Below are 26,223 nucleotides of genomic sequence, written 5' to 3'. Positions count from 1 at the left end.
TATGAAGACCATGTATGACGTAGAAAAAATCCGCGCGGACTTTCCGATTCTGTCGCGTGAGGTAAACGGCAAACCGCTGACTTATCTGGACAATGGTGCCTCTGCGCAGAAACCTCAGGTGGTGATCGACGCGGTGACCCGCGCCTATGCCGAGGAATACGCGAATGTGCATCGTGGCCTGCATTACCTGTCCAACCTCGCGACCGAAAAGTACGAGTCCGTCCGCGGCACCATCGCCCGTTTCCTTGGGGCGGCGGATGAGAATGAGATCGTCCTGAACTCGGGCACGACCGAGGGGATTAACCTTGTGGCCTATGGCTGGGCGATGCCGCGCCTTCAGGCCGGGGATGAGATTGTCCTTAGCGTCATGGAGCATCACGCCAACATCGTTCCCTGGCATTTCCTGCGCGAACGGCAGGGGGTTGTCCTGAAGTGGGTCGATATCGATGCGGATGGCGGGCTGGACCCGCAGGCCGTGATCGATGCAATCGGTCCCAAGACCAAGCTGGTCGCGGTCACGCAATGCTCGAACGTGCTGGGGACGGTGGTGGATGTTAAGGCCATTACCGAAGGTGCGCATGCCAAAGGCGTTCCGGTGCTGGTCGACGGCAGCCAGGGTGCCGTGCATATGCCGGTCAATGTGTCGGATATCGGCTGCGACTTTTATGCAATCACCGGGCACAAGCTGTATGGCCCGTCCGGTTCGGGCGCGATTTATATCAAATCCGAACGCATGGCCGAGATGCGCCCCTTCATCGGTGGCGGCGACATGATCAAAGAGGTCAGCAAAGATCAGGTGATCTACAACGATCCTCCAATGAAGTTTGAGGCCGGAACACCCGGTATCGTGCAAACGATTGGTTTGGGCGTGGCGCTTGACTATATGATGGACCTGGGGATGGAGAACATCGCCGCCCACGAAGGCGCGCTTCGCGACTATGCGATGCAGCGGTTGACCGGTTTGAACTGGCTGCAGGTACAAGGCACACGTCCCGATAAGGCCGCTATTTTCAGCTTTACGCTGGATGGGGCAGGGCATGCGCATGACGTGTCGACGATCCTCGACAAAAAAGGGGTTGCCGTGCGGGCCGGTCATCATTGCGCTGGTCCACTGATGGATTTCTTCGGCGTGACCGCCACCTGCCGCGCCAGCTTTGGTTTGTACAACACCAAGGATGAGGTCGACACGCTGGTCGATGCCCTTGAACTGGCGCATGATTTGTTTGCCTAAAAGCTGGTCGATCCGGGTGGATTTTCAGTTGCACCCGGATCGGAACAAGGATAGCTAACGGCCAAGGCACCTGTAGCTCAGCTGGATAGAGCGCTGCCCTCCGAAGGCAGAGGCCAGAGGTTCGAATCCTCTCAGGTGCGCCATACCACCTCGCATTAGCAGTTATTCTGAGTGTCTTATATTGGAGAGTGCGTCCCTTAATTTGACGCTATGATGACGGGTTCTGATACAGTCCGGTAAGCGACAATATCTGGTCGATGGAAAGCAGTTCATCGAGGTTGAGCTGTTCTTTTCATAAGGAATAATTCTAGGTTACATAAAAACAAAGAGCGCCCAGAGGCGCTCGTTTTTTTTAAGATTTTGGAAGTGTTAACCGCCCCAGCTACGGACCTCACCGCAGTCCATATGGACGAAATTCGAGCGGGAGTACTTGCCCACTCCACCAGCGCGGCAGGACATTGCAGCCTTGGCCATTTGCGACACTGAACGCGACGACAGGCGCAGGTCAGCCGCTTGGCCTTTCATGTGCAATGAGTTCTTGGCAACCCGACGAGAACGAGACCGAAGCATCGCGTTGGTTTGCGGAGAACGATAGCCGGACAGCAGCATATAGGGCTCATTTACGTCCAGAAGGTTATGCGATGCAGCCATGATGTCGATCGTGCGCAGATCCATGTCTTTGCTCTGATCAGTCCGCCAGTCACGCATGAAGTGGTTCACTTCTCTGACAGCGTCCTTGATGTATTTTCCGTCGACCCAATATATCATGTCAATCCGTTCGCCGGTGCGACCGGAATACATACGAATACGGCGGATATCGCCGCCGCCTCGAAGGAAACCTGCTGCATTGGAATAGGTCGGTGCTGCCACAACTGCCGTAGCTGCAAATGCGCCCAGAAGGGCACGCCGGGTCAAGCCCGATGTACTGCTCATCGTCATTTCAGTTTCGTCCCGTACTGTTCCTGCCTGCACACGATGTTACGCGCGCGATATTAATTTTTTCCCATCCCAGATGCGGGATTTATGACACAGTCGGTTTTGTCCGCCAAGAAGTCTTTCGGATTCATCAATTCAAGGGGGAAATTTCGGCAGTTTTTTGCGCAGGTGATGCGAATATGTATAATATTGAGACATTTGGCGGCGCATTTCCGCCGGGCGATGCAAAGACGCATCACGCACCGAAAGATGCGCCAGGTTGATACGTTTGTGAATAGACAACGCACCCAAGGCGTAACCATATTTGATCCGCGCGCATTTCTGCTGCGTAAAATAATGAATAATCAAGGCCATCCAATGTTCTCAGGTATTCGGACCCGTTCTGGTATTATTTTCACCGCATGTTTTCTGGCTTCGGCGTCCGTAGTGAATGCAGACACCCGGCCAGCGACGGCGTTTCAGATGGCTGTTGCCGAATTTGCGCCCTCGGGGTCAGGAATCGCCGAGTTTTACCGCGAGAATGGTTTTGCCCCGGTTTGGGTTGGCGAAACGCCGCTGCATTCGGCGCGCCGCGCACGGCTGATCCAGGCCTTGTCATCGACCGATATGCATGGATTGCCGCAGGGTTCGGACAGCGTCCAGTCCCTTGTGGAACAGATGCAAGAGGCCCGTACGACGCGCGATCTGGGCGCTGTTGAGGTCAGTCTGACCCGCGCTTTCGCTGAATACGCGCGCAATCTCCAGTCGGGCGCGCTGAGCCCATCCCAGATTGATGATGGGTTAGTGCGCAAGGTTCAAAGGGCTTCGACAAAGGCGCACTTGCAGGGGTTGATCGCAGGGGAAAATGGCTCGTATTTCGATCAATTGGCCCCGCAAACAACCCAGTACCGGGCCTTGATGAAGCAGAAGTTGGTGCTGCAGGACCTCATCCATCAAGGCGGTTGGGGCGCGACGGTTCCTGTTGCTAAGTTGGAATATGGCGACACCGGACCCAATGTAATAAAACTGCGCAATCGTTTGGTTTCCATGGGGTATTTGCGTCCTACCGCCAGCCCGGAGTTTGATGCGGCTTTGTTGGGTGCCGTTCAGGCGTTCCAGACAGATCATGGTCTTGCGCCGGACGGTGTGGCCGGTCAGGGCACGATTTCTGAGTTGAACCGCAGTGCCTCCGACCGTCTAAAGGCTGTCTATGTCGCATTGGAGCGCGAGCGCTGGTTGCCGCGCGAACGGGGTGAGCGGCACATTTTAGTAAATCAGACTGATTTCTCGGCCAAGATCGTCGATGACGGTTTGGTCACGTTCGAAACGCGCGCGGTGATCGGCAAGAACACACATGACCGACGCAGCCCCGAGTTCTCGGACGAGATGGAGCATATGGTCATCAACCCCAGTTGGTATGTGCCGCGCTCGATCATCACCAAGGAATACCTGCCCCAACTGCAATCAAATCCCAACGCCGTTGGCCATATCCAGATCACCGACCGCAGCGGTCGGCAGGTCAATCGCGGCGCGGTGGACTTCACCCAGTTCAACGCGCGGAACTTCCCGTTTGCGATGCGCCAACCGCCCAGTAAAAGCAATGCGCTGGGGCTGGTGAAGTTCATGTTCCCCAACAAGTACAACATCTATCTGCATGATACGCCTCAGAAAAGTCTGTTCGCGCGTGAGGTGCGGGCGTTCTCGCACGGGTGTATCCGCCTAGCAGATCCGTTTGATTTCGCCTATGCGTTGTTGGCCAAGCAGGAAGAAAACCCAAAGGCGTTTTTTCAGCGTGTTCTGGCCACGGGTAAGGAAACCACGGTACAATTGGAACAGCATGTTCCGGTTCATCTGATCTACCGCACGGCTTATGTCGGCCCCAAGGGTCAGGTTCAGTATCGCCGGGATGTCTATGAGCGTGATCGGAAAATCTGGGAGGCCTTGCAGAAAGCAGGGGTGGCCCTGCCGGACGTTCAGGGGTAATCAGCGGGGCAGATCCTTAAACCGGGAAGCCCGATATGCACTATACCATCCAGCAAATCGCCGACGCTCTTGGGGCAGACTGCCAGGGCGATACTGGCCTGATCGTTGAACGCGCGGCTGAGCCGGGTGATGCAGCGGCGACCGATCTGGCGATGGCGATGTCTCCGAAATATGCCGAGGCGCTGAGCGGCAGCTCGGCACGGACAGCCGTGATGTGGGAAGGTGCGGATTGGCAAGCGCTAGGGTTGGAGGCGGCCATCTTTGTGCCCCGTCCGCGTATGGCGATGGCCGGGATCACCACAATGTTGGATCGCGGGCAGGGCGTAGAGCCGGGCATTCACCCCTCAGCTATCATCGACCCAACAGCAGAGATCGCAGAAGATGCAGCCATCGGCCCCTTGGCCGTCATCGGTGCGCGGGTTCGTATTGGCAAAGGCGCAGTTATCGGCCCGCATTGCGTGATTGGCATGGATACGGTTCTGGGCGAAAACGCCATGTTACGTGAGATGGTTAGCATCGGGTCGAGGGCGCAGATCGGTGATCGTTTCATTGCCCAACCCGGCGCACGGATCGGGAGCGACGGGTTCAGCTTTGTTACCCCCGAGGTTTCGGATGTTGAGAATGTCCGCAAAACAATGGGCGACAAAGGTGATGCGCGGGCGCAAAGCTGGCTTCGCATTCACTCGCTGGGTGCAGTTGAGATCGGGGATGACGTTGAAGTCGGCGCCAATTGTACCGTCGACAACGGAACGATCCGGAATACCTGCATCGGAAACGGGTCCAAGTTGGACAATCTTGTGCATGTGGGGCACAACACACGGGTTGGGCAGGATTGTCTAATTTGTGGTCAGGCTGGCGTGTCCGGCTCGGTCGAGATTGGCAATAACGTGGTACTGGGTGGCCAGACCGGCGTGGTCGACAACATCTTTATCGGTGACGGCGTGATAGCGGCGGGCGGCACTAAAATCCTGTCCAACGTTCCTGCGGGTCGGGTACTAATGGGATATCCGGCCATCAAAATGGAAACCCATACCGACATCTACAAAGCACAACGTCGTTTGCCCCGTATGGCGCGTGACGTCGAGGCGTTGAAAAAGGCTGTTTTCAAACAGCCCCCGAGTGATTAAATCATCCGCAACGGGAAAATCAGAGGACCGACATGAGCATCACCGACCGCGTCATCGCAATCATTGCTGAGCAGGCCGTGCTGGAGCCTTCGGACGTCACGCCCGAAAGTACACTTGAAGATCTGGGTATCGACAGCCTGGGTCTGGTCGAGAGCATTTTCGCCATCGAAGAAGAGTTCGATATCTCGGTCCCGTTCAACGCGAATGAACCACAAGCCAGCGATTTCGATATCTCAAATGTGGCAGCGATCATTGCCGGGATCGAAAAGCTTGTGTCGGAAAAGGTCTGACCTGAAGTTATGAAACGCGTTGTTATTTCCGGGGCCGGGACGATTAATTCGCTGGGTCACTCTGTCCCTGATACGCTTGAAGCTATGCGCGAAGGGCGTTGTGGTATCTCGCAACTTGAATTCCGCGATGTTGAGCGGCTTTCCATCAAAATCGGCGGCCAAGTGCGCGGGTTCGAGGCCGAAGGGCGGTTTAATCGCCAGCAGATGAGCCTTTACGATCGCTTTACGCAATTCACGCTGACCGCCGCGAAAGAGGCGATTGACCAATCCGGGATCGAGTTTCACGGAGATCTTGCTGCTCGGTCCGGTGTCGTTCTTGGCACCGCCGGTGGCGGCGTGTCCACTTGGGACGATAATTACCGTTCCGTCTACGAGGACGGTAAAAACCGTGTGCATCCATTTGTGGTACCCAAACTGATGAACAACGCGGCGGCCAGCCACGTGTCTATGGAACATAACCTGAAGGGGCCAAGTTTTACGGTTTCTACCGCCTGCGCGTCGTCCAATCACGCGATGGCATTGGCGTTTCAGATGGTCCGCAGCGGCGCCGCACCTGCAATGATCACGGGTGGATCAGAATCCATGTTGTGTTTCGGCGGCGTCAAAGCCTGGGAAGGTCTGCGCGTGATGTCCAAGGACGCTTGCCGCCCGTTCAGCGCTAACCGAAATGGAATGGTGCAGGGCGAAGGGGCCGGGGTTTTTGTCTTTGAAGAATACGAACATGCGCGCGCACGAGGGGCAGATATTCTGTGTGAGGTTGTCGGCTTTGCCATGTCCTCGGATGCGTCTGACATCGTAATGCCCAGCAAACAGGGCGCGGCACGGGCCATGGCCGGTGCGCTGACCGATGCGCGCCTGAATGCGGATCAGGTCGGATACATCAATGCGCATGGGACGGGCACAGCGGCGAATGACAAGACCGAATGCGCGGCGGTGGCCGGTGTGTTCGGGCCGCATGCAGATGACCTGATGATTTCGTCGACGAAATCCATGCACGGGCATTTGATTGGGGGTACTGGCGCGGTCGAGTTGCTGGCATGTATCATGGCGTTGCGCGACGGGGTGATCGCCCCAACCATCGGTTATGAAGATCCAGATCCTGAATGTGCATTGGACGTGGTGCCAAATGAGGCGCGAGACGCGAAGGTGGATGTTGCGCTTAGCAATGCGTTTGCCTTTGGCGGGTTGAACGCGGTTTTGGCTCTGAAACGGGTCTGAAGCTTAGGAAGCAAAACGACAAAACGCCGCCCGAAGGACTGGGCGGCGTTTTCTGTTTTACTAGTCATTAGTTTTTGATGACTTCCAGCTGGTCAAACCCGGCAGTGAACCCTGCTAGAGATATTTCCAATTGCAGTGCCTGCGAAGGTGCCAGAACAGAAACCATCGACAAGGTACCTTTGGTCCCACTCTTCAAAGCTTCGACGTCTTGCTGGGTAAAGCCCACTTGCGCAAGGCACCCAATGGGGTTGCAGTGGTGATAGTTGTATCGTTTGCCCGGCGCTCCGTCGATCGACAAGGATATCTGAGCTTGCAAAAGCACTTCGAGGGGCACAACGATGATCGCAGCAGCTACGGCCGGAGCTTCTTCGGGCAGCTTTTCAATCGTAATTTCCGCAATGGGCTGGTCTTGCTGACCAGTCAGAATCTGTCGCATGACACAAGGTTCGCTGTCAGTTCCTGTATTGATGCACATGACTGCCCAGTCGCCGGTCTCTTCCTTAAGGTACTGCTCGCCAATACGCGGGCCGGATTCCCCAAGATCCAGGTCAGCACCGGTTTGGGTTTGCGGAGCCTCGGCATCCTGCGTTGCTTCTTGTGCATAAGCGGCACCACACCAAAGCGCAGCGGCCACCAGGCTGAGAGATAGAGTGTTCTTGATCATGAATGCCTCGGCAATGTGATTGAGCTTTTTGACCCGTCTATCATCCTTGGATCATGGTGTCAGGCATTAAGCTGCACAAATGGGTGACCGTAGTCAGCTTTTTGCCGCTTTCCAGTGCTTGAAACCTGGATGAAACAAAAAAGAAAGGGAACCGGTGGAGCGGCTCCCTTTCATAAAATTTTCTCCCCGTCGGACTGGCCGACTTAGTTATGCGCAGACGTTACGAAAGGCGGTCGCATGCGTCAACTGAAAACCTGAAATTTTAATGGAAGAACCAGCATTGCTTTAAAAAAACCGCGCCCGAAGGCGCGGTCAGTCGACAGGGAGGAAGTTTGCCGCACCCTACCTCTGACAGCGAGGGCAGCAAAATGACTATCGCAGTCAAAGGTTAACTTTGTATGCTGGGTTCAGATCGGTGGAAATTAAGGCCTTACCTACATGGACAAAAACATTTTTCTGGGCGGCGCGGGTGAAGATTACAGCCAGCCTCAAAACCTGACCCTCAAATATGCCAACCGGCACGGGTTGATCGCGGGGGCGACGGGCACAGGCAAAACGGTGACGTTGCAAATCCTGGCCGAGGGGTTCTCGGCTGCGGGCGTCCCGGTGTTTCTATCCGATGTCAAAGGCGACTTGTCCGGGTTGGCAATGGCGGGCAGCGAAGGTCACAAATTGCACCAGGCGTTTCAGGATCGCGCGGCGCGCATCGGCTTTCAGGATTATACCTATGCCGCATGCCCGGTGACATTCTGGGATCTGTTCGGCGAACAAGGCCATCCTGTTCGAACGACCGTAACAGAAATGGGGCCATTGCTATTGTCTAGGCTCATGGACCTGAGCGAGGCGCAGGAAGGTATTTTGAACATTGCTTTCCGAGTGGCGGATGAAGAAGGGATGCCGCTGCTGGATCTCAAGGATCTGCAAGCCCTGCTGGTCTGGATCGGTGAGAACCGCACACAGTTATCCCTGCGCTATGGTAATGTCTCGACCGCTTCGATTGGAGCAATCCAGCGGCGGTTGTTGGTGTTGGAAAACCAGGGCGGAACCAATTTGTTCGGAGAACCCGCGCTGGAATTGGCCGATCTGATGCGTACTGATGCAAACGGGCAGGGGATGGTGAACATCCTGGCCTCCGATAAGCTAATGGGGTCGCCGCGTCTCTATGCGACTTTCCTGTTGTGGCTGTTGAGTGAGCTGTTCGAGGAATTGCCCGAGGTTGGCGACCCCGACAAACCCAAGTTGGTGTTCTTTTTTGATGAGGCCCATTTGTTGTTCGAAGATGCGCCCAAGGTTTTGGTCGACAAGGTAGAGCAGGTCGCACGGCTGATCCGTTCCAAGGGTGTCGGCGTCTACTTCATCTCGCAAAACCCGGCGGATATTCCCGAAGATATTCTGGGGCAACTCGGCAATCGGGTGCAGCACGCGCTGCGTGCCTTTACCGCGCGGGATCGCAAGAACCTGCGTTTGGCGGCTGAAACCTATCGCGAAAACCCTGCCTTCGACACCGAAACCGCAATCCGAGAGGTTGGCGTAGGTGAAGCGGTTACGTCGATGCTGCAGAAGAAGGGCGTGCCAGGTATTGTTGAACGGACGCTGATCCGTCCACCGGAAACACAACTTGGGCCAATCACCGCGTCCGAGCGTCAGGCGGTCATGACGGCGTCACCGATGCAGGTCAAGTATGGCGCATTGAAGGATCGGAAATCGGCCTTTGAAATTCTGCAGGCACGCGCCGATCAGGCCGCGCAGGCTGCTGCAAAAGCAGAAGAACAAGAAGAGACACAATCTGTTGCTGAACGCGAGTTCGCCACGGCCAGGCGCTATTCCGGTGGCCGGGTCGGGCGATCTTCCTCTCGCGTAAAGCGGCAGAAAGATACCTTTGCTACAGCAATGAGCGAGGCCGTCATCAAAGAGCTAAAAGGAACAACCGGGCGCCGCATTGTTCGTGGAATTCTGGGCGGGTTGTTCCGCGCTAGGTAAGCCCAAGGCGCCGCACAGCCGTTTCGTTGCGCGGCGCTATTTGGTTACTTCAGACGACGCTGACCTTCCTGCCGGCAGTAGCCGTCAGCCTCGGCCACAGACATCTTGGTCGCGGGGTAGTCGATGGCACGATCCCAGATGACGCGATCCGGGCGGTACAACTGGCACGTCACCACACCCTTTGAGGTCTGGACCTGAACTGGATCGGTTTCCAGATCTTCGGGTGACGGGATACATGCGGCCAGGCTGGCAACAACTGTCAGCATTAGGGTTTTTGGGATAAACGAAGTTTTCATGTGTCGTCTTCTTACTCTCGAGAGGTGACCTGTAGTATCAGCGTCAACTGACTAATTAACCGTGAAGGCGATCTGGCGCAGGTCCGGAAACTGCCCAACGATAATTCGGTCTATTAAGGTTCGGTTCATGAATCAAGAAACCGCGCCGATTTTGAGGCGCGGTTTCGAATATTCCCCTGAAAGTGATCTATTTCTCGGGGATCAAGCCCCTTGGACTGAATCTGAGAACAATCAGTAGGATCAACCCCATTGTCAGCAGGCGCATATGCGCGGCGCTTTCGATCAGATGTGCCTTAAGCGCGCTGCCATCAGGCAATCCAGCGGTGATCAGGTTCATCAGCCACAGCCCGATAGGTTCGACCTGAACCCACAGGAACCAGATCACGAATGCGCCCAGTACCGCACCAAAATTGTTACCCGATCCACCGACGATTACCATTACCCAGACCAGGAATGTAAACCGCAATGGCTGATACGCGCTGGGGGTCAACTGGCCGTCCAGCGTTGTCATCATAGCACCTGCAATTCCGCAGATGGCCGAGCCCAGCACAAAGATCTGCAAATGGCGGCGGGTCACGTCCTTGCCCATCGCCTCGGCCGCGACCTCGTTGTCACGAATGGCGCGCATCATGCGGCCCCACGGGCTGTTCAGCGCCTTTTGCGCCATCCAGAGCAGGACCAGCAGAACGATCAGGAACAGAAACGAATAGCCCAGTTTAACCGCCAGCGTTGAAGCCGTGACTGTATCCAGCCCCAACCATTCGGCGCGAGCGACAAAGCCAGGGTCATTCTGCAGATCGACCTCGTACCCAACGACCGGCGCAGGGCGCGGGATGCCGTAGACGTTTTTGACGCCCCGGGCCAACCAGTCCTCGTTTTTCAAGATCGCGATGATGATCTCGGCAATCCCCAGCGTTGCAATCGCCAGATAGTCCGAGCGCAGGCCCAGAGCAGTTTTACCAATCAGCCACGCTGCACCAGCCGCCAGCAGTCCACCTGCGGGCCAGGCCAGCAGAACAGGCAGATTCAGACCGCCGAGGTTGCCCGCAACAGCCGGTTCAATGGCCTCGACCGCCGCGGTGTTGGGGTCGAGAACAGCGCGGTAAACAAAGAAGCCGATGATGAGAATGGCAATGATCGACAAAGTCCGAACCCGACCTTTGGGCATCTTCTGCGCCACCAGAACTGTGGCCACAACGGTTGCAGCGCCCAGCAGCAGGGCCAGTACAATACCGAAACCTCCGGCAGACCAGGCGCCAGGTGTTGTCGGGGTCGAGACCAGCACAACGGCAAGCCCGCCCAACGCAACAAAGCCCATGACCCCGACGTTGAACAAACCGGCGAAACCCCATTGCAGGTTCACCCCAAGCGCCATGATGGCCGAGATCAGTCCCATGTTCAGGATCAATATCGCGGCGTTCCAGCTTTGCGTGAATCCGGTCAGCAGGATCAGGCCACCAACAACAGCGAAAAGCAGCGTATTTTTGACAGGCTCGGTCATACCGCTTTCCCTTTAAACAGACCCGTAGGTTTGAACAGAAGCACGATCAGCAAAATGACAAAACTTACGGCGAATTTGTAATCGGTGGACAGGAATTGCACCAATCCCGACGGCTCCAGGTTTTCCGGGGCAAGATAGGTCAGCACCTTTTTCCAGGCGTAAGTGATCGTGACTTCGGAAAAGGCGATGATGAACCCGCCGGCAATGGCACCCACAGGGCTGCCTAACCCGCCGACGATGGCCGAGGCGAAAATCGGCAGAAGCAGCTGGAAATAAACGAAAGGTTTAAAGCTCTTGTCCAGCCCGTACAGGACCCCGGCCGTGGTCGCGAGCGCCGCCACGATGATCCATGTAATCATCACCACCCGCTCGGGGTTGATACCGGACAGCAGGGCGAGATCTTCGTTATCCGAATACGCACGCATCGATTTGCCAGTGCGGGTTTTGTTGAGGAACCAGAACAACAGCACAACGGCAACAACTGCAACGATGACGGTAATGCCCTGAGATGTCTTGATCGCCAGCCCCTCATTCAGCCCGGTCATGGCCTTGAATTCACGTGCGGAGATCACAAACCGCTGACCGTCCGAAAACCTCTGATCGTCCGGGCCGATGATGAACCGCACCAGACCGTTCATGATGAACATCACGCCCATCGACACAATAACCAGAATGACCGGCTTGGCCTTTTGCTCGCGATAAAATCGATAGACCATTCGGTCGGTGATCAGCACCAGAACGATACAGCCCAATATGGCAAAGGGCAGGGCCAAAAGGGCGGTCGGCAGCGGACCAAAACTGACCCCAACGGCCTGCAGCCCCCAGGTGACCAGAACCGCGATCATCGCGCCAAAGGCCATCGTGTCGCCATGCGCAAAGTTGGAAAACCGCAGGATACCGTAGATCAGCGTGACCCCCAGCGCCCCCAGTGCCAGCTGGCTGCCATAAGCAATTGCAGGCACCAACACAAAATTCGCAAGCGCGACAAGCGCGTTCAGTATGTCCATCTCACCTTCTCATTCCGCCGGGTGCGGCCTTATGGCATACCCGCGCGCAAAGACACAATATTTCAACGGTTATGGACGGTCGAATTCCGAAGAAAAACTGCATATGGGCAGCGTTCCTTTCGGGCAATCAAGGCGCGCCTGACAGGATCATGTCCGTCAGACGCGTCGCTGGTTCAGCTTTGCTGTTCTTGCGATAGTAAATGTGGTCAATTTTTGAGCGTACAGACCCCGCGTTCGTTGCGCTGTTGCCCGCCAGAGGCGCGAACTTCAAGGTGGCCGGTCTCTGATGCAACCGTGTATCCCACACTTCCGTTGCTTAGAATTTGTAGAAATTCCTGCGCGCCGAGGCCGGGGATCACAAGGACTTCATGCTCTTGACCCTCGGCCAGCAGCAAGCCCTTGGATTGCCCTTCGATCTGTTTCAGCACGACCTGGTGGGCTGGTTCAATTGGATTGCACCCACCGGGGTTGCAGGTTTCGGTAATCTGGCACTCGTAAACAAATTCACCTTGCGCGGGGGCTTGCGACACGGCCTGCGCGGTCGCAGGCAGAACGATGGCGGCAAGCGCAGCCAGATATTTCATAATATGTCTCCTGAAGGGGGCACTTGCCCGAAATATTTGAGAATCCAATCAGGATTCCCGCTGTTCGCGCGTTCGTGATTAGGCGCGGATCGTGGCGGAAATTGAGCCGAGACAGGGCGGAATTCTGAACGGGCTGATTTTTCCATTCCGCGCGTGAAAGAAGTAACCAGCCGGGAACAAACCGTTTTATTGGAGGTTGTTTATCCGACCAGTGGCGCAAAGCTGCAAACGCCATTTTCTCGCCACGATTGATTGCCTGAAAGCACGCGGTTTAACCGTGTCAAAGAGGCGTTGACACGCGATCACAGCCTTTCACCTGGGATCAACTGAAAGTGAGGGCCGTCGTGCAGCCTGTTGAAGTTATTGAGCTAATTGATGATCTTGCCCTGTGCCCGAGGGCGCTGAATAAAGGGAGGTACATCATGAAATTCTACGCAGCAGTGATATTGAGCGCGGTTTTGCCGGCAATAGCGTATGCCGCATCAAGCGACCCTCTGGACGGGGCGGATTTCGTCGTTAATTGCGTATCGGACAATACTGGCGGCGCGGTGACATTGGCGAGGTCCGGAGCCACGGATAAGGGATTTATCGTCACTGATGACATCCGCGGAGAGGCCACGATCATTGCCGGTCTGAACTCACTGACATTCCTGCACATCATGGACCAAGACGTTGTGACTTTTGTCGTGGATTTCGAGGACCTGAACTACGACATGTCGATCAAAGGCCCGCATGCCGCACAGGATTTCGGGTCTTGTGGTGATCCGATTGGGTGAACGATACTAGGAGTTCAGTGGTTATATACGCGCAAGTCTATGCATTCCTTTCTCGACAAATCAACGCGTAAGAATGTCAAACATGCGAGGCTACCGAAGCGAAATCAGGTGGCCTTGTTGCGATTTTGCTGGAGTGAATCTGCAATTTAACAGGATCAATAAAAGTAATCGGCGCGGAATTTAATCTAACCCAGTTTAGTTTGAACAATTGCCGTGCCATTGCGCGACAACGAAGTCTCCCATTATCGCCGTATGCCGAGAGTGGACTGCCGTCCCGTCTGTCAACACTGTTGTGGATTGAACTACTCCGGACTCAAGTGGCTCCACGAAGGAAAATGCTTGAGTGCCGGCGACGGGAACAACTTGGACTAGCCCTACATTTCCCTGCATGAACGCCTTGCCTTGCCCGTCCAAAAAGAAGGTCAGGTCCATTTCTTTTTTTTGACAACCTTCATTGGGCGAGCATTCAATGTCGAATTTACAAACATATGAAGATACTTGCGCTGCCAAGCTTTGAGGCGCCAACAAAAATGCCGCAACAAGAATCTTGGTGGCTAGGTTTTTCATTCTACCCCCCCAAGAAACTCTTCCGCACCTCAGGATCAGCCAGCAATTCCTTACCCGTGCCGGTATAGGCATTCCGTCCCTGCACCAGAACATATCCCTTATCCGCAATCTCAAGCGCCTGACGGGCGTTCTGTTCGACCATCAGGATAGGTAACCCGGTGCGGGATACCTCGATAATCCGATCAAACAGCTCATCCATCACGATGGGTGAGACACCGGCGGTGGGTTCGTCCAGCATTAGCACTTTGGGTTGGGTCATCAGCGCTCGGCCCACGGCAACCTGCTGGCGTTGACCGCCCGACAGCTCTCCGGCCGCCTGATTGCGCTTGTCGCGCAGGATCGGGAAGAGGTCATAGACCTGCTCCATCGTCTGGCTGATATCGTCGCGGCGGATGAAGGCACCCATTTCTAGGTTTTCCTCGACCGTCATGGACGTGAAGATATTTGACGTTTGCGGCACAAAGCCCATCCCCCTGATCACACGATCCTGCGGTGAAAGCTTGGTAATGTCCTCTCCGTCCAGTCGGACTGCGCCGGCGCGCACGTCCAGCATTCCGAACACGGCCTTCATCGCGGTGGACTTACCCGCGCCGTTGGGGCCGACAATCACGGCAATTTCGCCCTTGTCCACGGCGATGGTACAGTCGTGCAGAATGTCGGGACCCTTGCCGTAGCCACCGGTCATGGTGTCACCGATCAGGAAGGGGCCGCCGCTGACCTTGTGGGTTTCTCCGCTGGTTGGATGCGCGGGGGTCATTGTGCCAATGCCCTTGGTATTGGCAATTGTTGCGTCCTTGTTGCCGTGATCGTCCTGATAAGGGTTGTCGCTTGCGCCCGCGGTCATGTCTGGGCCTCCAGCTTGTCTTTGTTCTTCAAGCCGGTGCCCAGATAAGCCTCGATCACGTGTTCGTTGGCCTTGATCTCGTCCAGAGTGCCCTCGGCCAGCACTTTGCCCTCGGCCATGCAGATCACCGGGTCGCAAATTTTGCCGATGAAATCCATGTCATGCTCGATGACGACAAAGGTATAGCCGCGTTCTTTGTTCAGGCGCAGGATGGTGTCGCCGATGGTCATCAGCAGGGTGCGGTTCACGCCTGCGCCGACCTCGTCCAGAAACACGATCTTGGCGTCGACCATCATGGTGCGGCCAAGTTCCAACAGTTTCTTTTGCCCGCCCGAAACCTGACCTGCCTTGTGGTCGGCCAGGTGTTCGATGGTCAGGAACTCCAACACCTCGTCCGCCTTGGCGCGCAGGGCGCGTTCCTCGTCGGCGATGCGTTTGCGGCCAAACCAGGTGTTCCACAGTGATTCACCCGATTGCGCGCCGGGCACCATCATCAGGTTCTCGCGGCAGCTCATTGACGAAAACTCATGCGCGATCTGGAACGTGCGCAGCAGCCCTTTGTGAAACAGCTCATGCGGGGGCAGGCCAGTGATGTCTTCGCCATCCATGGAGACCTTGCCGCTGGTCGGCGGCAGTACACCCGCGATCACGTTGAACAGGGTTGTCTTGCCCGCACCGTTCGGTCCGATCAGGCCGGTGATCGAGCCCTTTTGGATTTCCAGCGAAGCACCGTCCACCGCGTGGAACCCGCTAAAATGCTTATGCACGTCCTCAACGACGATCATGGTTTTCCCTTGCCTTTTCCCCGAAAACAGAGGTGCAGCCTTTTGTCACTGAAACAGCCCGGACACAAGGCCCGGGCTGTTCGGTTTTGCTCTGTCAGATGAGGATTTAACGGTAGTTAACCGTCTTCATCTCACCATCGATGACTTCGATTTCGCGGTATGCACCGGCGCTTTCGCCGGGGCCGATCAGCTCAACACCCGAGGCGCCGACATAGTCGATGTCTTGGCCCGCTGCGAGCAGCTCCAGACCCTTGGCCAGCTCACCCGGATAGATCTTTTCACCCGGTTCGTTGGCAACATCCATGATCTTGCCGCCATAGTCCGCCGGGTTACTGGAACCCGCGGCCTGCATGGCCAGCAGGAACAGCGCCGCTGCGTCATAGGATTCGGGTACAAAGATCGACGAGCCGTCAAAACCTTCGGCTTCGGCCATGGCAAAGAACGAATCCGCAGCTTCGCTTTTCGATCCCGGGGCCTGACCATACGAGCCGTTCAGATCCGGACCGACGTTTTCAGGCAGCGAGTCACCGATCATGCCACCCGGCAGACCAAAGGTGTCAAATGCGCCGCTGTCCAGCGAGGACTGGATGATGCCCAGACCGCCCTGATCCAGATAGCCCGCAACGACCAGAATGTCGCCACCTGCCGATGCCAGCGCGCCGACTTCGGCCGAATAGTCGGCTTTGCCGTCTTCATGCGCGGCAACGATGGTTACCTCACCGCCCAGCGCCTCGAACGAGGATTTGATCGCCTCGGACAGGCCCTTGCCGTAGTCGTTGTTGGTATAGGTCAGAGCGATCGAGTTGACGCCGCGCTCTTTCAGGATGTCGGCCATGATTTCGCCTTCGCGCGCATCCGATGGGGACGTGCGGAAGAACAGGCCGTTATCTTCCATAACTGACAGGCCCGGAGAGGTGGCCGAAGGTGAGATCATGACCATACCGTTCGGCACGGCGACGTTTTGCAGAATGGCACCGGTTACGCCCGAACAGTCTCCGCCAACAAGGCCGTTGATGCCTTCGGCAACCAGACGTTCCGCATTAGCGGTGGCCAGAGCATTGTCAGCGCAGCCCGTATCAGCACGTACGGGCGTTACGGTGGACCCGTCCAGCAGTTTGCCGGATTCCGAAACCTCTTTCATCGCCAGCTCAGCGCCGGACGCCATTGCTGGCGAAAGCGATTCAATCGGGCCGGTGAAACCGAACATAATGCCCAGTTTAACGTCTTCGGCCATGGCGGTGCCGGCCAACAGTGCGGTTGCTGCGGTTGCAGTAAGCAGCTTTTTCATGTGGTTACTCCCAAATTGGAACGTGTTCGTTCTGGGCACGACCCTAGGCAAGCTGTTCGGAAAAGAAAAGTCCTCACGCAATTGTGTGGTTGCCACCTGAAGTTCTGATTGTTTTGTTGGGTTTGTCCCGTTTCTGGCGGCTGGCATGCTGCAGGTGGAGAGCTGAATGTTGAGAGTTTTCACGATTCTGTTTCTTGTCTTCAAGGCGGGGCTGCTCAGTGCCGACGTACTGCAAACTTCTTCTGGCCCTGTGCGAGTGACGCCGATGGTCGAAGGATTGGATGCCCCGTGGGCAATTGGTATTTTGCCGAACCAGGGGGTTTTGATCACCGAACGGGATGGCAAACTGCTTTATGTTGCGGATGGGAAAGCCAAATCCGTCAAAGGTGTGCCCGACGTTTTGGCCAAAGGGCAGGGCGGTTTGTTGGACGTGACGGTCGCCCGTGATTTTAGCCAAACACGCGAGATATTCCTGACCTTTTCCAAACCACAGCGCGGTGGTGCTGGAACTGCCCTTGCGGTGGCCCGATTGTCTGAACGCGGTGATCGGCTGACCAACCTGCGTGTGATCTTCGAGGCTGTCCCGGGTGGTTCATCAGGGCGTCACTACGGTTCCCGCGTGGTGGAAGCTAAGGACGGAACTTTGTTCGTCACAATCGGCGACAGGGGGGAACGCCCCAAGGCGCAAGACAGGTCCAATCATAATGGCACGGTGATCCGCGTGAACCGTGACGGATCGGTTCCCGGTGACAATCCCTTTGTTCAGGCAAGCGGTGTGCGGCCTGAGATCTGGTCCTATGGCCATCGCAATCCGCAAGGGGCCGGTTTGGACGCAAGGGGCCGCCTTTGGATATCGGAGCACGGGGCAAAAGGTGGGGATGAGGTCAATCTGGTTCAGCCAGGGTCGAACTACGGTTGGCCAGTCATCTCCTTTGGCGTGCATTATTCCGGCGACAAAATAGGAGAAGGCACCGCGAAGCCGGGTATGGAACAACCAGAGCATTATTGGGACCCTTCCATCGCCCCTTCGGGTCTGATGGTTTATTCCGGCAAGCTTTGGTCGGACTGGAAAGGGGATATCTTCGTTGGGTCGCTCAAATTCGACTATATCGCGCGGCTGGCGGGATCGCCGCTGCGCGAGGTTGAACAGATCAAGGGCCCTGAAACGAATCGGGTGCGCGACATAGTCGAGGCCCCTGACGGGTCAATCTGGTTCATTTCCGTGGGTGAAGGGGCCGTCTATCGTATGACCCCTGAGTAACTTACACCGACAACCGGTCGCCCTGCGCTCCACGCTCGCGATAAGGCGTGGTATTGTAATGCGCCCGGTAGCATTTTGAGAAATGGCTGGGCGAGGCAAACCCGCAGGCCAGCGCCACATTGATCACACTCATATCGGTTTGCATCAACAAGTTGCGGGCTTTGTGCAGGCGCAGCTCCATGTAATACCGTTTAGGCGAACGGCTCAGGTAGCGGCGGAACAGACGTTCCAACTGCCGCGTCGACATGCCGACATCCTTGGCCAGAATCGAGGGTGAGATCGGTTCCTCGATGTTCTTTTCCATCATCAGGATGACCTGGCTCAGTTTCGGGTGGCGCACGCCAATCCGAGTTGGTGTCGATAGACGCTGGGTGTCTTGGTCGGTGCGGATCGAGGAATAGATCATCTGATCCGCAACGGCATTCGCCAAATCCTCGCCGAAGTCATCAGCAATGATTTTAAGCAGCAGGTCGATGGAAGACGTGCCGCCTGCCGTCGTCATCCGGTTGCCGTCGACGATAAAGACGGACTTGGTCAGTTCAACCTCGTCGAATTCCTCGACAAAGCTGTCGGAGTTTTCCCAGTGAATGGTTGCGCGTTTGCCATCCAACAGCCCGGCCTTGGCCAAAGTATAGGCCGCTGTGCATAGGCCACCGATGCGCAAGCCGCGCCTTGCCTCGCGGCGCACCCAGTTCAACACCTTCTTTGTGGTCGCCGCCTGAACGTCGACCCCACCGCAGATCATGACAACATCGTCGCGCTGCAGCTCAACCAGGTCTGAATCCAGCGCAAAGGTAGTTCCGGCCGAACAGCTGACTGTTTCGCCACCTTCACCCATCAATGTCCACGTATACAGCGTTTTGTCCGCCATACGGTTGGCTATGCGCAGGCTGTCCAATGCCGAAGCAAACGACAGCAGAGAAAATTTGTCCAAAAGGACAAATACGAAATTGCGGGAGTTGGCCGCAGTGTCTTCCACCGTGACAACTTGGCGTTGCTCTTGCATGGCGAGGTGTCCTTGATTCGGCGCCCGGCGACTTTTTGTCCGACGTCAGATTTGGCAGCCACCTTGATCAAAGCTTGTTTGCTGCGTCAAGAGGGCCAAATCGTATATGGTCAGTCTTCAATGCATTTTGTATAGAAGCAACCTGAATACTTCAGCGGAGATCAAAGCTATGACTGAATGGCAAAAAACGAACTGGCGCAACAAGCCCCGGGTTCAAATGCCAGACTATACCGACGCGGCCGCGCTGGCCAAAGTCGAGGCTCAGCTTTCACAGTATCCCCCGCTGGTCTTTGCGGGCGAAGCGCGGCGTCTGAAGCAACATCTTGGCGCCGCCGGTCGCGGAGAGGCCTTCCTGTTGCAGGGCGGGGATTGTGCGGAAAGCTTTGAACAATTCAGCGCGGATGCGATCCGTGATACGTTCAAGGTGATGCTGCAGATGGCAATGGTTCTGACCTATGGTGCCAAGGTACCAGTGGTCAAAGTGGGCCGCATGGCCGGCCAATTCGCCAAACCGCGCAGCGCCCCGACCGAGGTGGTGGATGGCGTTGAGCTGCCCAGCTACCGTGGTGACATCATCAACGAACTGGCCTTCACACCCGAAGCACGGATTCCGAATCCGGGCAAGATGCTGCAGGCCTACACTCAGGCGGCTGCGACCCTGAACCTTTTGCGCGCTTTCTCGACCGGTGGTTTTGCCGATATGAGCATGGTGCATTCCTGGACTTTGGGCTTCACCGATGTACAGGACGTACAGAAATACTCGGAAATCGCCGACCGTATTCAGGACACTATCGACTTCATGGGCGCGGCGGGGATCACGGCGGACACAACGCATGAGTTCTCGACCGTTGAGTTCTACACCAGCCATGAAAGCCTGCTGCTGGAATACGAAGAGGCGCTGACCCGTCTTGATTCCACCTCTGGCAACTGGCTGGCCGGTTCGGGCCATATGATCTGGATCGGTGATCGCACCCGTCAGCCGGACGGGGCGCATGTAGAATTCTGCCGCGGCGTCCTGAACCCGATTGGTCTGAAATGTGGTCCCTCGACCACGGCAGAAGACCTCAAGGTTCTGATGTCCAAGTTGAACCCGGAAAACGAGGAAGGTCGCCTGACCCTGATCGCGCGCTTTGGTGCGGGCAAGGCGGGTGAGCATCTGCCGCGTCTGGTCAAGGCCGTCAAGGAAGAGGGCGCCAAGGTCACATGGGTCTGCGACCCGATGCACGGCAACACGATCAAATCGGCGACGGGCTACAAAACCCGTCCGTTTGATTCAGTCCTGCGCGAGGTGCGCGACTTCTTTGGTGTGCATCAGGCCGAAGGCACCATCCCTGGGGGCGTGCATTTTGAGATGACCGGTTTGGACGTGACCGAATGCACCGGTGGGGTGCGTGCCGTGACCGAAGAGGACCTCTCGGATCGTTACCACACTGCGTGCGACCCGCGACTGAACGCGACGCAATCGCTGGAACTGGCCTTTTTGGTTGCCGAAGAACTGACCAACCTGCGCCGCGATCGCAACAAACGTGAAGCCAGCTAAGACTTGCTGTCTTTAAGGTTAAAAGGCGGGCTGCACTGGCCCGCCTTTTTTGTCAGTCGTCCCGTGACGCAACCAGTCGTAGATGTGATCCGGGTTTCTTGAATTCTGCTTGCTCTTCCGCAAACCCGGCCGAGATTTGCTGCGCCGGTTGTTGCGGTGCCTGAACGTCTGAAACAGCCCGCACTCTGGTGTCGGGGATTGAGAAACGGCGAGGCGTCGCGCCGAGTGCGCCGTCGGACATCATGACACCCAACACACGGCTGACATCGCCAAGATCGCTTTTCAGGGGCAACAGGATCATACGTGCCTGCAACTGGCTGCGGCCCAGTTTACCGGCGGCGACCAATCCAAGCTCGGCAATTGCCGGCTGGGCAAAGACCTGCTCCAATACGTCCGATATCTGGCCACGAGCGCTGGGTTCGAAAAACGCGGTTAACGGCATGCCGCGCACTTCCATGCCTGCCAGCTGTGTTAGGTGGCTTCCAGCCAGACGAAACCGGGCCAGACCGGGCGCGATACGTTCCAGAATGAACGTGTATTCCAGAACGTTCTCAAGCCCGCGCGGATCTATCTGCGCACGTTTGGGGACACCGTCGCCGGTTAACAGCGCGGTCCAGTACGCCTCGACCTGTCGGATGGGCGAGAGGCTGCGCCCGCTGTCAAAACGATCCATTGCGACGATCTTTCCAGAGTTCGATCCGAACCTGTTACCGAAAAACGTTTTCATTTACACCACCCTAGCGTCAATCGCCCGTCATTTATCTAAAATTCCAGATATCGGGACCCTTCAGGTCCGATCATCCCTGACCAAAGCCAAATTGACACGAGTTGAGTCAATTTTGGAGGAATTCTTTAACGAATGGTTAACTTCTGGACGAAGGCCGAAAACCAGCAAACTCTTGCCCTGCGCCCGCCGATGGCATTAGGTGCGACAACCGAGCAGACAAGGACAGCCAACATGATCAGATCCATGACCGGATTCGCCGCAGGCAAAGGGGCGTATGGACCGCATAGCTGGACGTGGGACCTGCGCAGCGTGAACGGCAAGGGTCTGGACATACGGCTGCGCATGCCCGAGTGGCTGACCGGGCTTGAAACCGCCTTGCGCGGCCAGCTGTCCAAATCACTGAGCCGGGGAAATGTCACCTTGTCCTTACGGTTAAACCGCGAAGAAACTGCCCCTGATCTGGTTCTGAATGAAGACGCCATGGGCGCGGCACTTGCTGCGCTGGCCCGTACGCAGGAAATGGCGGCAGAAAGCGGCGTCGCGCTGGCACCTTCGACCGCGGCGGACCTGATAGGGCTGAGAGGAATGTTGGAGGCTGGCAGTGAAGTGGACGACCCCGCGCCTCTGGTCAAGGAATTGACGAACGAATTTGCTGACCTGTTGGCGGCTTTCGTCGACATGCGCCAGACAGAAGGCAATGCTCTGGCAGACATTCTGGACGGGCAGCTTGCTCAGGTCGCCGACTTAACGGCGCAAGCGGCCGAGCTTGCAGAACAACGCAAGGACAAGACCGCCGAGGCACTGCGCGAAAATCTGGCCCGTGTGCTGGACAATGCGCAAGGGGCTGACCCGGACCGGGTCGCGCAGGAATTGGCGCTGATCGCGGTCAAATCCGATATCACCGAAGAAATTGACCGCCTGAAAACGCATGTGAACGCCGCACGCGATCTGCTGTCGCAGGATGGGGCCGTGGGGCGCAAGCTGGATTTCCTGATGCAGGAGTTTAATCGCGAAGCCAACACGCTGTGTTCAAAGGCACAAAGCGCCGAGCTGACCTCGGTTGGGCTTGAGCTGAAGGCCGTAATAGATCAGATGCGCGAACAGGTGCAAAATGTTGAATGACGATGGGAACAACTGACATGGCAGATCGCCGCGGCCTACTTATCATCCTGTCTTCGCCTTCCGGGGCGGGGAAGTCCACTTTGGCCCGCAGGCTTATGGCCTGGGATGAAGGTCTGGAGTTCTCGGTTTCGGCCACGACCCGCGCACCTCGTCCGGGCGAAGAACACGGACGGGAATATTACTTTCTGTCAGAGGATGAATTCAGACAGCAGGTTGCCAAGGGTCAGATGCTGGAACATGCGCACGTGTTTGGGAATTTCTATGGTTCTCCGGCAGGCCCGGTGCAGGACTCGATAAATGCGGGCCGCGATGTTCTTTTTGACGTGGATTGGCAGGGTGAGGTTCAGATCCGCAATTCGGATCTGGGTAAGCACGCATTGTCGATTTTCATCCTGCCACCCTCGATCCCTGAATTGCGCCGCCGCCTGGAAACCCGCGGGCAGGACAGCGAGGACGTGATCGCCAAGCGGATGCTCAAAAGCTGGGATGAAATCAGCCACTGGGGCTATTACGACTATGTGCTGGTCAACGATGACCTGGATACAACCGAGGAAAAGCTGAAAACCATCGTCAGCGCGGAGCGTATGCGCCGTATCCAACAACCAAGACTGCAAGACCACGTACGCACCTTACAGAACGAATTTGAAGGTTTGTCATGATCATCTATGCCTTGGGCGAACACGCACCACAGATCCACGACGATACTTGGGTTGCACCCGATGCCAACTTGATTGGCAAAGTAGTGCTGGAAGAAGGGTCCTCGGTTTGGTTCGGCTGCACCATCCGCGCTGATCATGAAGAGATTCGCGTGGGCGAAGGCAGCAATGTGCAGGAAGATTGCATCATGCATATCGACGCCGGTTATCCTCTGACCATCGGTAAGAATTGTACCATCGGCCACAAGGTGATGCTGCATGGGTGTACGATCGGGGAAAACACGCTGATCGGCATGGGAGCCATCGTGTTGAACGGGGCAAAGATTGGTAAGAATTGTCTGATCGGGGCAGGGGCCTTGATCACTGAAGGCAAGGAAATCCCCGACAACTCGCTGGTCATGGGAACGCCGGGCAAGGTCGTGCGGGAACTGGACGAAGCCGCGGCGCAGAAAATCACGCTCAGCGCGTTATATTATCAACAGAATATGCGCCGGTTCCGTGACGAGATGAAGCCTGTGTCCTAACTTGCCGGGAAGGGTCTGAAGAATGTCAGACGACCTGCTTGCCGAATTTGTCTCGGCCATTCCGATGCCGGCTTTGATGGTCGACCAGACCGAACGGATCATTGCCGCCAATGACGATGCCAAAACCCTGCTGACGCAGAATATCGTCGGTCGGCATTTCGCGACGATTTTGCGGCAACCTGGCGTGATTGACGCAATTGAACAGTGCCTGCATACCAATGGTCCGGCAAAGGCGCGCCACCTGTCCAATGACGGAGCGCAGGACACCACGTTCGAGGTCGAATGCCGTTATCTGAACGGTGTAGGGGCGGTGTCCGGCGGTGCCATGCTGGCGACTTTCCAAGATGTCTCGCATGTCGAGCAGGCCAGCCAGATGCGGCGGGATTTCGTGGCGAATGTCAGTCATGAGTTGCGCACACCACTGACAGCGTTGATGGGCTTCATCGAAACGTTGCGTGGTCCGGCGCGTGATGACGCCGCCGCGCGCGCGCGGTTTCTTGAGATCATGGCCGACGAAGCCAATCGTATGAACCGATTGGTGGGGGATCTGCTGTCACTGAACCGTGTCGAAAGCGAAGAACGTGTGCGGCCCAAAGATCAGCTTGAATTGACGGGGCTGTTGCAATCAACGCTGAACTCACTGCGCCCGCTGGCCGAGAGTGCCAACGTCGAGGTGAGCTTGAACGCGCCAGAAGGGCCTGTCTCGCTGATCGGGGATGGCGACCAGCTGCGTCAGGTCTTCACCAACCTTATCGAGAACGCCATCAAATACGGTGGCAGTGGGGGCAGCGTCGACATTAGCGTGGAATCATCCGAACGCGATTCCGTCATGCGTGGCCCGGCTGTCAGGGTATTGGTCAGTGACAAGGGGCCCGGCATTGACGCGATACACCTGCCCCGCCTGACCGAGCGATTCTACCGTGCCGACAGCCACAGATCGCGACAACTGGGCGGAACCGGGCTGGGCCTTGCGATTGTAAAACACATAATCAACCGCCATCGCGGGCGTTTGCGGATGCAAAGCGAAGTTGGAAAGGGTTCAACCTTTACCGTAATATTGCCGCGATAACAAAAGCTTGCCAGACGTGGTCTGCCTGTCATGTAAAAAGCGCATTGCAGCTTTGCGTTCCAACGTCCTGTTTTCATGCGATCTGTCATAAAGCTGTTACATACCTGTCACAAAAGGCTTACGCGCGACTTTTAGACGTTGGCGCAAGATCATCATGGGGATGATCACAAACTGATATGATCAAGGAGACTGGAATGTCCTTTGTAAAACTGTCGGCTTCGGCGCTTGCTATCGCTGCCGTATCGGCCACCGCTGCTGCTGCGCGTGACCAGGTTCAGGTTGCGGGTTCTTCGACCGTGCTGCCCTATGCTTCGATCGTTGCAGAAGCCTTCGGTGAAAACTTTGACTTCCCGACACCAGTAGTCGAGTCGGGTGGTTCGTCTGCGGGCCTCAAGCGGTTCTGCGAAGGTGTTGGCGAAAACACCATCGACGTGGCAAACGCATCGCGCGCGATCCGTGAAAAAGAGATCAAAGCCTGTGCCGAAAACGGTGTGACCGACATCATCGAAGTGCAGATCGGTTATGATGGCATCGTGTTCGCCTCGGACATTAACGGCAACACGTTCGAGTTCACGCCGGAAGATTGGTACAAAGCCCTGTCCGCGCAGATCGTTGTGGACGGTGAGCTGGTCGACAACCCGAACAAAACCTGGGCCGACGTGAACCCGGATTTCCCGGCGCAACCCATCGCAGCCTTCATCCCGGGCACCAAGCACGGCACCCGTGAAGTGTTCGAAGATAAGGTGATCCTGGCCGGTTGTGAGCATCTGGGCGACTTTGACGTCTACAAAGCGGCCAACGGCGACGACAAAAAGGCGGCTGAGAAAGCCTGTATCGCTCTGCGCACCGACGGCGTTTCGGTCGACATCGACGGCGACTATACCGAGACCCTGGCGCGCATCGATAGCAATAAGGACGGCATCGGCGTCTTTGGTCTGGCGTTCTACGAAAACAACACTGACAAGCTGCAGGTTGCGACCATGTCAGACGTTGTTCCGTCGACCGAATCCATCGCATCGGGCGAATACCCGGTGTCGCGCCCGCTGTTCTTCTACGTGAAAAAAGCGCATATCGGCGTGGTTCCCGGCCTGAAAGAATATGCTGAGTTCTTTGTCGCGGATGAGATTGCAGGCCCCGATGGCCCGCTGGCCGAGTACGGCCTGGTCTCTGACCCGGAGCTGGGCAAGGTTCAGGAAACCGTTGCAAACGAAGCCGTTCTGGGCGGTGGTTCCTAATCCATATCGAAAACCGAACCGGGGCGT

General features: G+C 56.5%; 27 protein-coding genes and 1 tRNA gene. 15 read left to right on the top strand and 13 right to left on the bottom strand.

Going from position 1 to position 26,223, the window contains the following annotated elements:
* Positions 1 to 10: 10 nt before the first annotated feature.
* Together ACR0B8_RS05120 and ACR0B8_RS05115 are read left to right on the top strand one after the other, a co-directional pair.
* On the top strand, positions 11 to 1,231 hold the full coding sequence (locus tag ACR0B8_RS05120; protein WP_170358520.1) for a cysteine desulfurase: 1,221 nt from the start codon (positions 11 to 13) through the stop codon (positions 1,229 to 1,231).
* Between the two features lie 66 nt (positions 1,232 to 1,297).
* Positions 1,298 to 1,374: transfer RNA gene (locus ACR0B8_RS05115), tRNA-Arg, on the top strand.
* 226 nt (positions 1,375 to 1,600) lie between these two features.
* Here ACR0B8_RS05115 and mepK read toward each other — a convergent pair.
* Positions 1,601 to 2,170 (bottom strand): peptidoglycan L,D-endopeptidase MepK, encoded by a 570-nt coding sequence (gene mepK, locus ACR0B8_RS05110; RefSeq protein WP_226688437.1) that lies wholly within the window; start codon positions 2,168 to 2,170, stop codon positions 1,601 to 1,603.
* A gap of 132 nt (positions 2,171 to 2,302) precedes the next feature.
* Positions 2,303 to 2,521 (bottom strand): hypothetical protein, encoded by a 219-nt coding sequence (locus ACR0B8_RS05105; RefSeq protein ID WP_170348743.1) that lies wholly within the window; start codon positions 2,519 to 2,521, stop codon positions 2,303 to 2,305.
* 3 nt (positions 2,522 to 2,524) lie between these two features.
* On the opposite strand from ACR0B8_RS05105, the gene ACR0B8_RS05100 reads away from it, so the two are divergent.
* Genes ACR0B8_RS05100 through ACR0B8_RS05085 form a run of 4 tightly spaced genes read left to right on the top strand, consistent with a single transcriptional unit; the run spans position 2,525 to position 6,764 of the window.
* Positions 2,525 to 4,129 carry a L,D-transpeptidase family protein gene (locus tag ACR0B8_RS05100; RefSeq protein ID WP_170358518.1) on the top strand — a complete coding sequence of 535 codons (1,605 nt, stop codon included), beginning with the start codon at positions 2,525 to 2,527 and terminating at the stop codon, positions 4,127 to 4,129.
* 35 nt (positions 4,130 to 4,164) lie between these two features.
* Positions 4,165 to 5,256: a UDP-3-O-(3-hydroxymyristoyl)glucosamine N-acyltransferase gene (lpxD, locus tag ACR0B8_RS05095; protein ID WP_170358516.1), complete on the top strand. Its 1,092-nt coding sequence runs from the start codon at positions 4,165 to 4,167 to the stop codon at positions 5,254 to 5,256.
* 32 nt (positions 5,257 to 5,288) lie between these two features.
* Positions 5,289 to 5,546 (top strand): acyl carrier protein, encoded by a 258-nt coding sequence (locus tag ACR0B8_RS05090; protein WP_170348740.1) that lies wholly within the window; start codon positions 5,289 to 5,291, stop codon positions 5,544 to 5,546.
* Positions 5,547 to 5,555: 9 nt separating this feature from the next.
* Positions 5,556 to 6,764 carry a beta-ketoacyl-[acyl-carrier-protein] synthase family protein gene (locus tag ACR0B8_RS05085; protein WP_170358514.1) on the top strand — a complete coding sequence of 403 codons (1,209 nt, stop codon included), beginning with the start codon at positions 5,556 to 5,558 and terminating at the stop codon, positions 6,762 to 6,764.
* A 67-nt stretch (positions 6,765 to 6,831) separates the two neighbouring features.
* Here ACR0B8_RS05085 and ACR0B8_RS05080 read toward each other — a convergent pair whose 3' ends face one another.
* The gene (locus ACR0B8_RS05080) at positions 6,832 to 7,428 is read right to left on the bottom strand and encodes an invasion associated locus B family protein (protein ID WP_170348738.1); all 597 of its coding nucleotides are present in this window, start codon (positions 7,426 to 7,428) and stop codon (positions 6,832 to 6,834) included.
* 438 nt (positions 7,429 to 7,866) lie between these two features.
* On the opposite strand from ACR0B8_RS05080, the gene ACR0B8_RS05075 reads away from it, so the two are divergent.
* The gene (locus ACR0B8_RS05075) at positions 7,867 to 9,408 is read left to right on the top strand and encodes a helicase HerA-like domain-containing protein (protein WP_170358512.1); all 1,542 of its coding nucleotides are present in this window, start codon (positions 7,867 to 7,869) and stop codon (positions 9,406 to 9,408) included.
* 44 nt (positions 9,409 to 9,452) lie between these two features.
* On the opposite strand, the gene ACR0B8_RS05070 is transcribed toward ACR0B8_RS05075, so the two are convergent.
* The 4 genes from ACR0B8_RS05070 to ACR0B8_RS05055 form a co-directional block, all read right to left on the bottom strand.
* A complete protein-coding gene (locus ACR0B8_RS05070) occupies positions 9,453 to 9,704 on the bottom strand; it encodes a hypothetical protein (RefSeq protein ID WP_226688439.1) in 252 nt (83 codons plus the stop codon).
* A 187-nt stretch (positions 9,705 to 9,891) separates the two neighbouring features.
* Positions 9,892 to 11,205 carry a branched-chain amino acid ABC transporter permease gene (locus tag ACR0B8_RS05065; RefSeq protein WP_170358509.1) on the bottom strand — a complete coding sequence of 438 codons (1,314 nt, stop codon included), beginning with the start codon at positions 11,203 to 11,205 and terminating at the stop codon, positions 9,892 to 9,894.
* Entirely contained in the window at positions 11,202 to 12,212 is a 1,011-nt protein-coding gene (locus tag ACR0B8_RS05060; RefSeq protein ID WP_170348734.1) for a branched-chain amino acid ABC transporter permease, read from the bottom strand. The genes ACR0B8_RS05065 and ACR0B8_RS05060 overlap by 4 nt, the downstream gene beginning before the upstream one ends.
* 206 nt (positions 12,213 to 12,418) lie before the next feature.
* The gene (locus ACR0B8_RS05055) at positions 12,419 to 12,796 is read right to left on the bottom strand and encodes a hypothetical protein (protein ID WP_170348733.1); all 378 of its coding nucleotides are present in this window, start codon (positions 12,794 to 12,796) and stop codon (positions 12,419 to 12,421) included.
* A 422-nt stretch (positions 12,797 to 13,218) separates the two neighbouring features.
* On the opposite strand from ACR0B8_RS05055, the gene ACR0B8_RS05050 reads away from it, so the two are divergent.
* The gene (locus tag ACR0B8_RS05050) at positions 13,219 to 13,572 is read left to right on the top strand and encodes a hypothetical protein (RefSeq protein ID WP_170375373.1); all 354 of its coding nucleotides are present in this window, start codon (positions 13,219 to 13,221) and stop codon (positions 13,570 to 13,572) included.
* Positions 13,573 to 13,767: 195 nt separating this feature from the next.
* Here ACR0B8_RS05050 and ACR0B8_RS05045 read toward each other — a convergent pair whose 3' ends face one another.
* The 4 genes from ACR0B8_RS05045 to ACR0B8_RS05030 form a co-directional block, all read right to left on the bottom strand.
* Entirely contained in the window at positions 13,768 to 14,139 is a 372-nt protein-coding gene (locus ACR0B8_RS05045) for a hypothetical protein (protein ID WP_170375371.1), read from the bottom strand.
* 1 nt (position 14,140) lies between these two features.
* On the bottom strand, positions 14,141 to 14,983 hold the full coding sequence (locus tag ACR0B8_RS05040; RefSeq protein ID WP_425080628.1) for an ABC transporter ATP-binding protein: 843 nt from the start codon (positions 14,981 to 14,983) through the stop codon (positions 14,141 to 14,143).
* Positions 14,980 to 15,768, bottom strand: coding sequence for an ABC transporter ATP-binding protein (locus ACR0B8_RS05035; RefSeq protein WP_480657612.1), 789 nt, complete (start codon positions 15,766 to 15,768; stop codon positions 14,980 to 14,982). The genes ACR0B8_RS05040 and ACR0B8_RS05035 overlap by 4 nt, the downstream gene beginning before the upstream one ends.
* 106 nt (positions 15,769 to 15,874) lie before the next feature.
* A complete protein-coding gene (locus ACR0B8_RS05030) occupies positions 15,875 to 17,056 on the bottom strand; it encodes an ABC transporter substrate-binding protein (RefSeq protein WP_170348728.1) in 1,182 nt (393 codons plus the stop codon).
* A 166-nt stretch (positions 17,057 to 17,222) separates the two neighbouring features.
* On the opposite strand from ACR0B8_RS05030, the gene ACR0B8_RS05025 reads away from it, so the two are divergent.
* Positions 17,223 to 18,317, top strand: a complete 1,095-nt coding sequence (locus ACR0B8_RS05025) for a PQQ-dependent sugar dehydrogenase (protein WP_226688442.1) — start codon at positions 17,223 to 17,225, stop codon at positions 18,315 to 18,317.
* Between the two features lies 1 nt (position 18,318).
* On the opposite strand, the gene ACR0B8_RS05020 is transcribed toward ACR0B8_RS05025, so the two are convergent.
* The gene (locus ACR0B8_RS05020) at positions 18,319 to 19,323 is read right to left on the bottom strand and encodes a GlxA family transcriptional regulator (protein ID WP_170348726.1); all 1,005 of its coding nucleotides are present in this window, start codon (positions 19,321 to 19,323) and stop codon (positions 18,319 to 18,321) included.
* A 169-nt stretch (positions 19,324 to 19,492) separates the two neighbouring features.
* Here ACR0B8_RS05020 and ACR0B8_RS05015 point away from each other — a divergent pair, with 169 nt between their 5' ends.
* Entirely contained in the window at positions 19,493 to 20,863 is a 1,371-nt protein-coding gene (locus ACR0B8_RS05015; protein ID WP_170348725.1) for a class II 3-deoxy-7-phosphoheptulonate synthase, read from the top strand.
* A gap of 52 nt (positions 20,864 to 20,915) precedes the next feature.
* Here ACR0B8_RS05015 and ACR0B8_RS05010 read toward each other — a convergent pair whose 3' ends face one another.
* Positions 20,916 to 21,590, bottom strand: a complete 675-nt coding sequence (locus tag ACR0B8_RS05010; RefSeq protein ID WP_226688443.1) for a PAS domain-containing protein — start codon at positions 21,588 to 21,590, stop codon at positions 20,916 to 20,918.
* 231 nt (positions 21,591 to 21,821) lie between these two features.
* Here ACR0B8_RS05010 and ACR0B8_RS05005 point away from each other — a divergent pair, with 231 nt between their 5' ends.
* The 5 genes from ACR0B8_RS05005 to ACR0B8_RS04985 all read left to right on the top strand — a co-directional run bounded on the left by ACR0B8_RS05005 (position 21,822) and on the right by ACR0B8_RS04985 (position 26,196).
* The gene (locus tag ACR0B8_RS05005; RefSeq protein ID WP_480657615.1) at positions 21,822 to 22,712 is read left to right on the top strand and encodes a YicC/YloC family endoribonuclease; all 891 of its coding nucleotides are present in this window, start codon (positions 21,822 to 21,824) and stop codon (positions 22,710 to 22,712) included.
* 17 nt (positions 22,713 to 22,729) lie between these two features.
* On the top strand, positions 22,730 to 23,371 hold the full coding sequence (gene gmk, locus ACR0B8_RS05000; RefSeq protein ID WP_170348722.1) for a guanylate kinase: 642 nt from the start codon (positions 22,730 to 22,732) through the stop codon (positions 23,369 to 23,371).
* A complete protein-coding gene (locus ACR0B8_RS04995) occupies positions 23,368 to 23,892 on the top strand; it encodes a gamma carbonic anhydrase family protein (protein ID WP_226688445.1) in 525 nt (174 codons plus the stop codon). The genes gmk and ACR0B8_RS04995 overlap by 4 nt, the downstream gene beginning before the upstream one ends.
* Before the next feature lie 22 nt (positions 23,893 to 23,914).
* Positions 23,915 to 24,961, top strand: a complete 1,047-nt coding sequence (locus tag ACR0B8_RS04990; protein ID WP_480657618.1) for a sensor histidine kinase — start codon at positions 23,915 to 23,917, stop codon at positions 24,959 to 24,961.
* Positions 24,962 to 25,155: 194 nt separating this feature from the next.
* Positions 25,156 to 26,196 (top strand): substrate-binding domain-containing protein, encoded by a 1,041-nt coding sequence (locus tag ACR0B8_RS04985; RefSeq protein ID WP_170348719.1) that lies wholly within the window; start codon positions 25,156 to 25,158, stop codon positions 26,194 to 26,196.
* Positions 26,197 to 26,223 lie beyond the last annotated feature (27 nt).

This window comes from Ruegeria sp. BH6 (assembly GCF_056538105.1).
The sequence above is the reverse complement of the archived record's forward strand: the minus strand, read 5'-3'. Positions and strand labels throughout refer to the sequence as shown.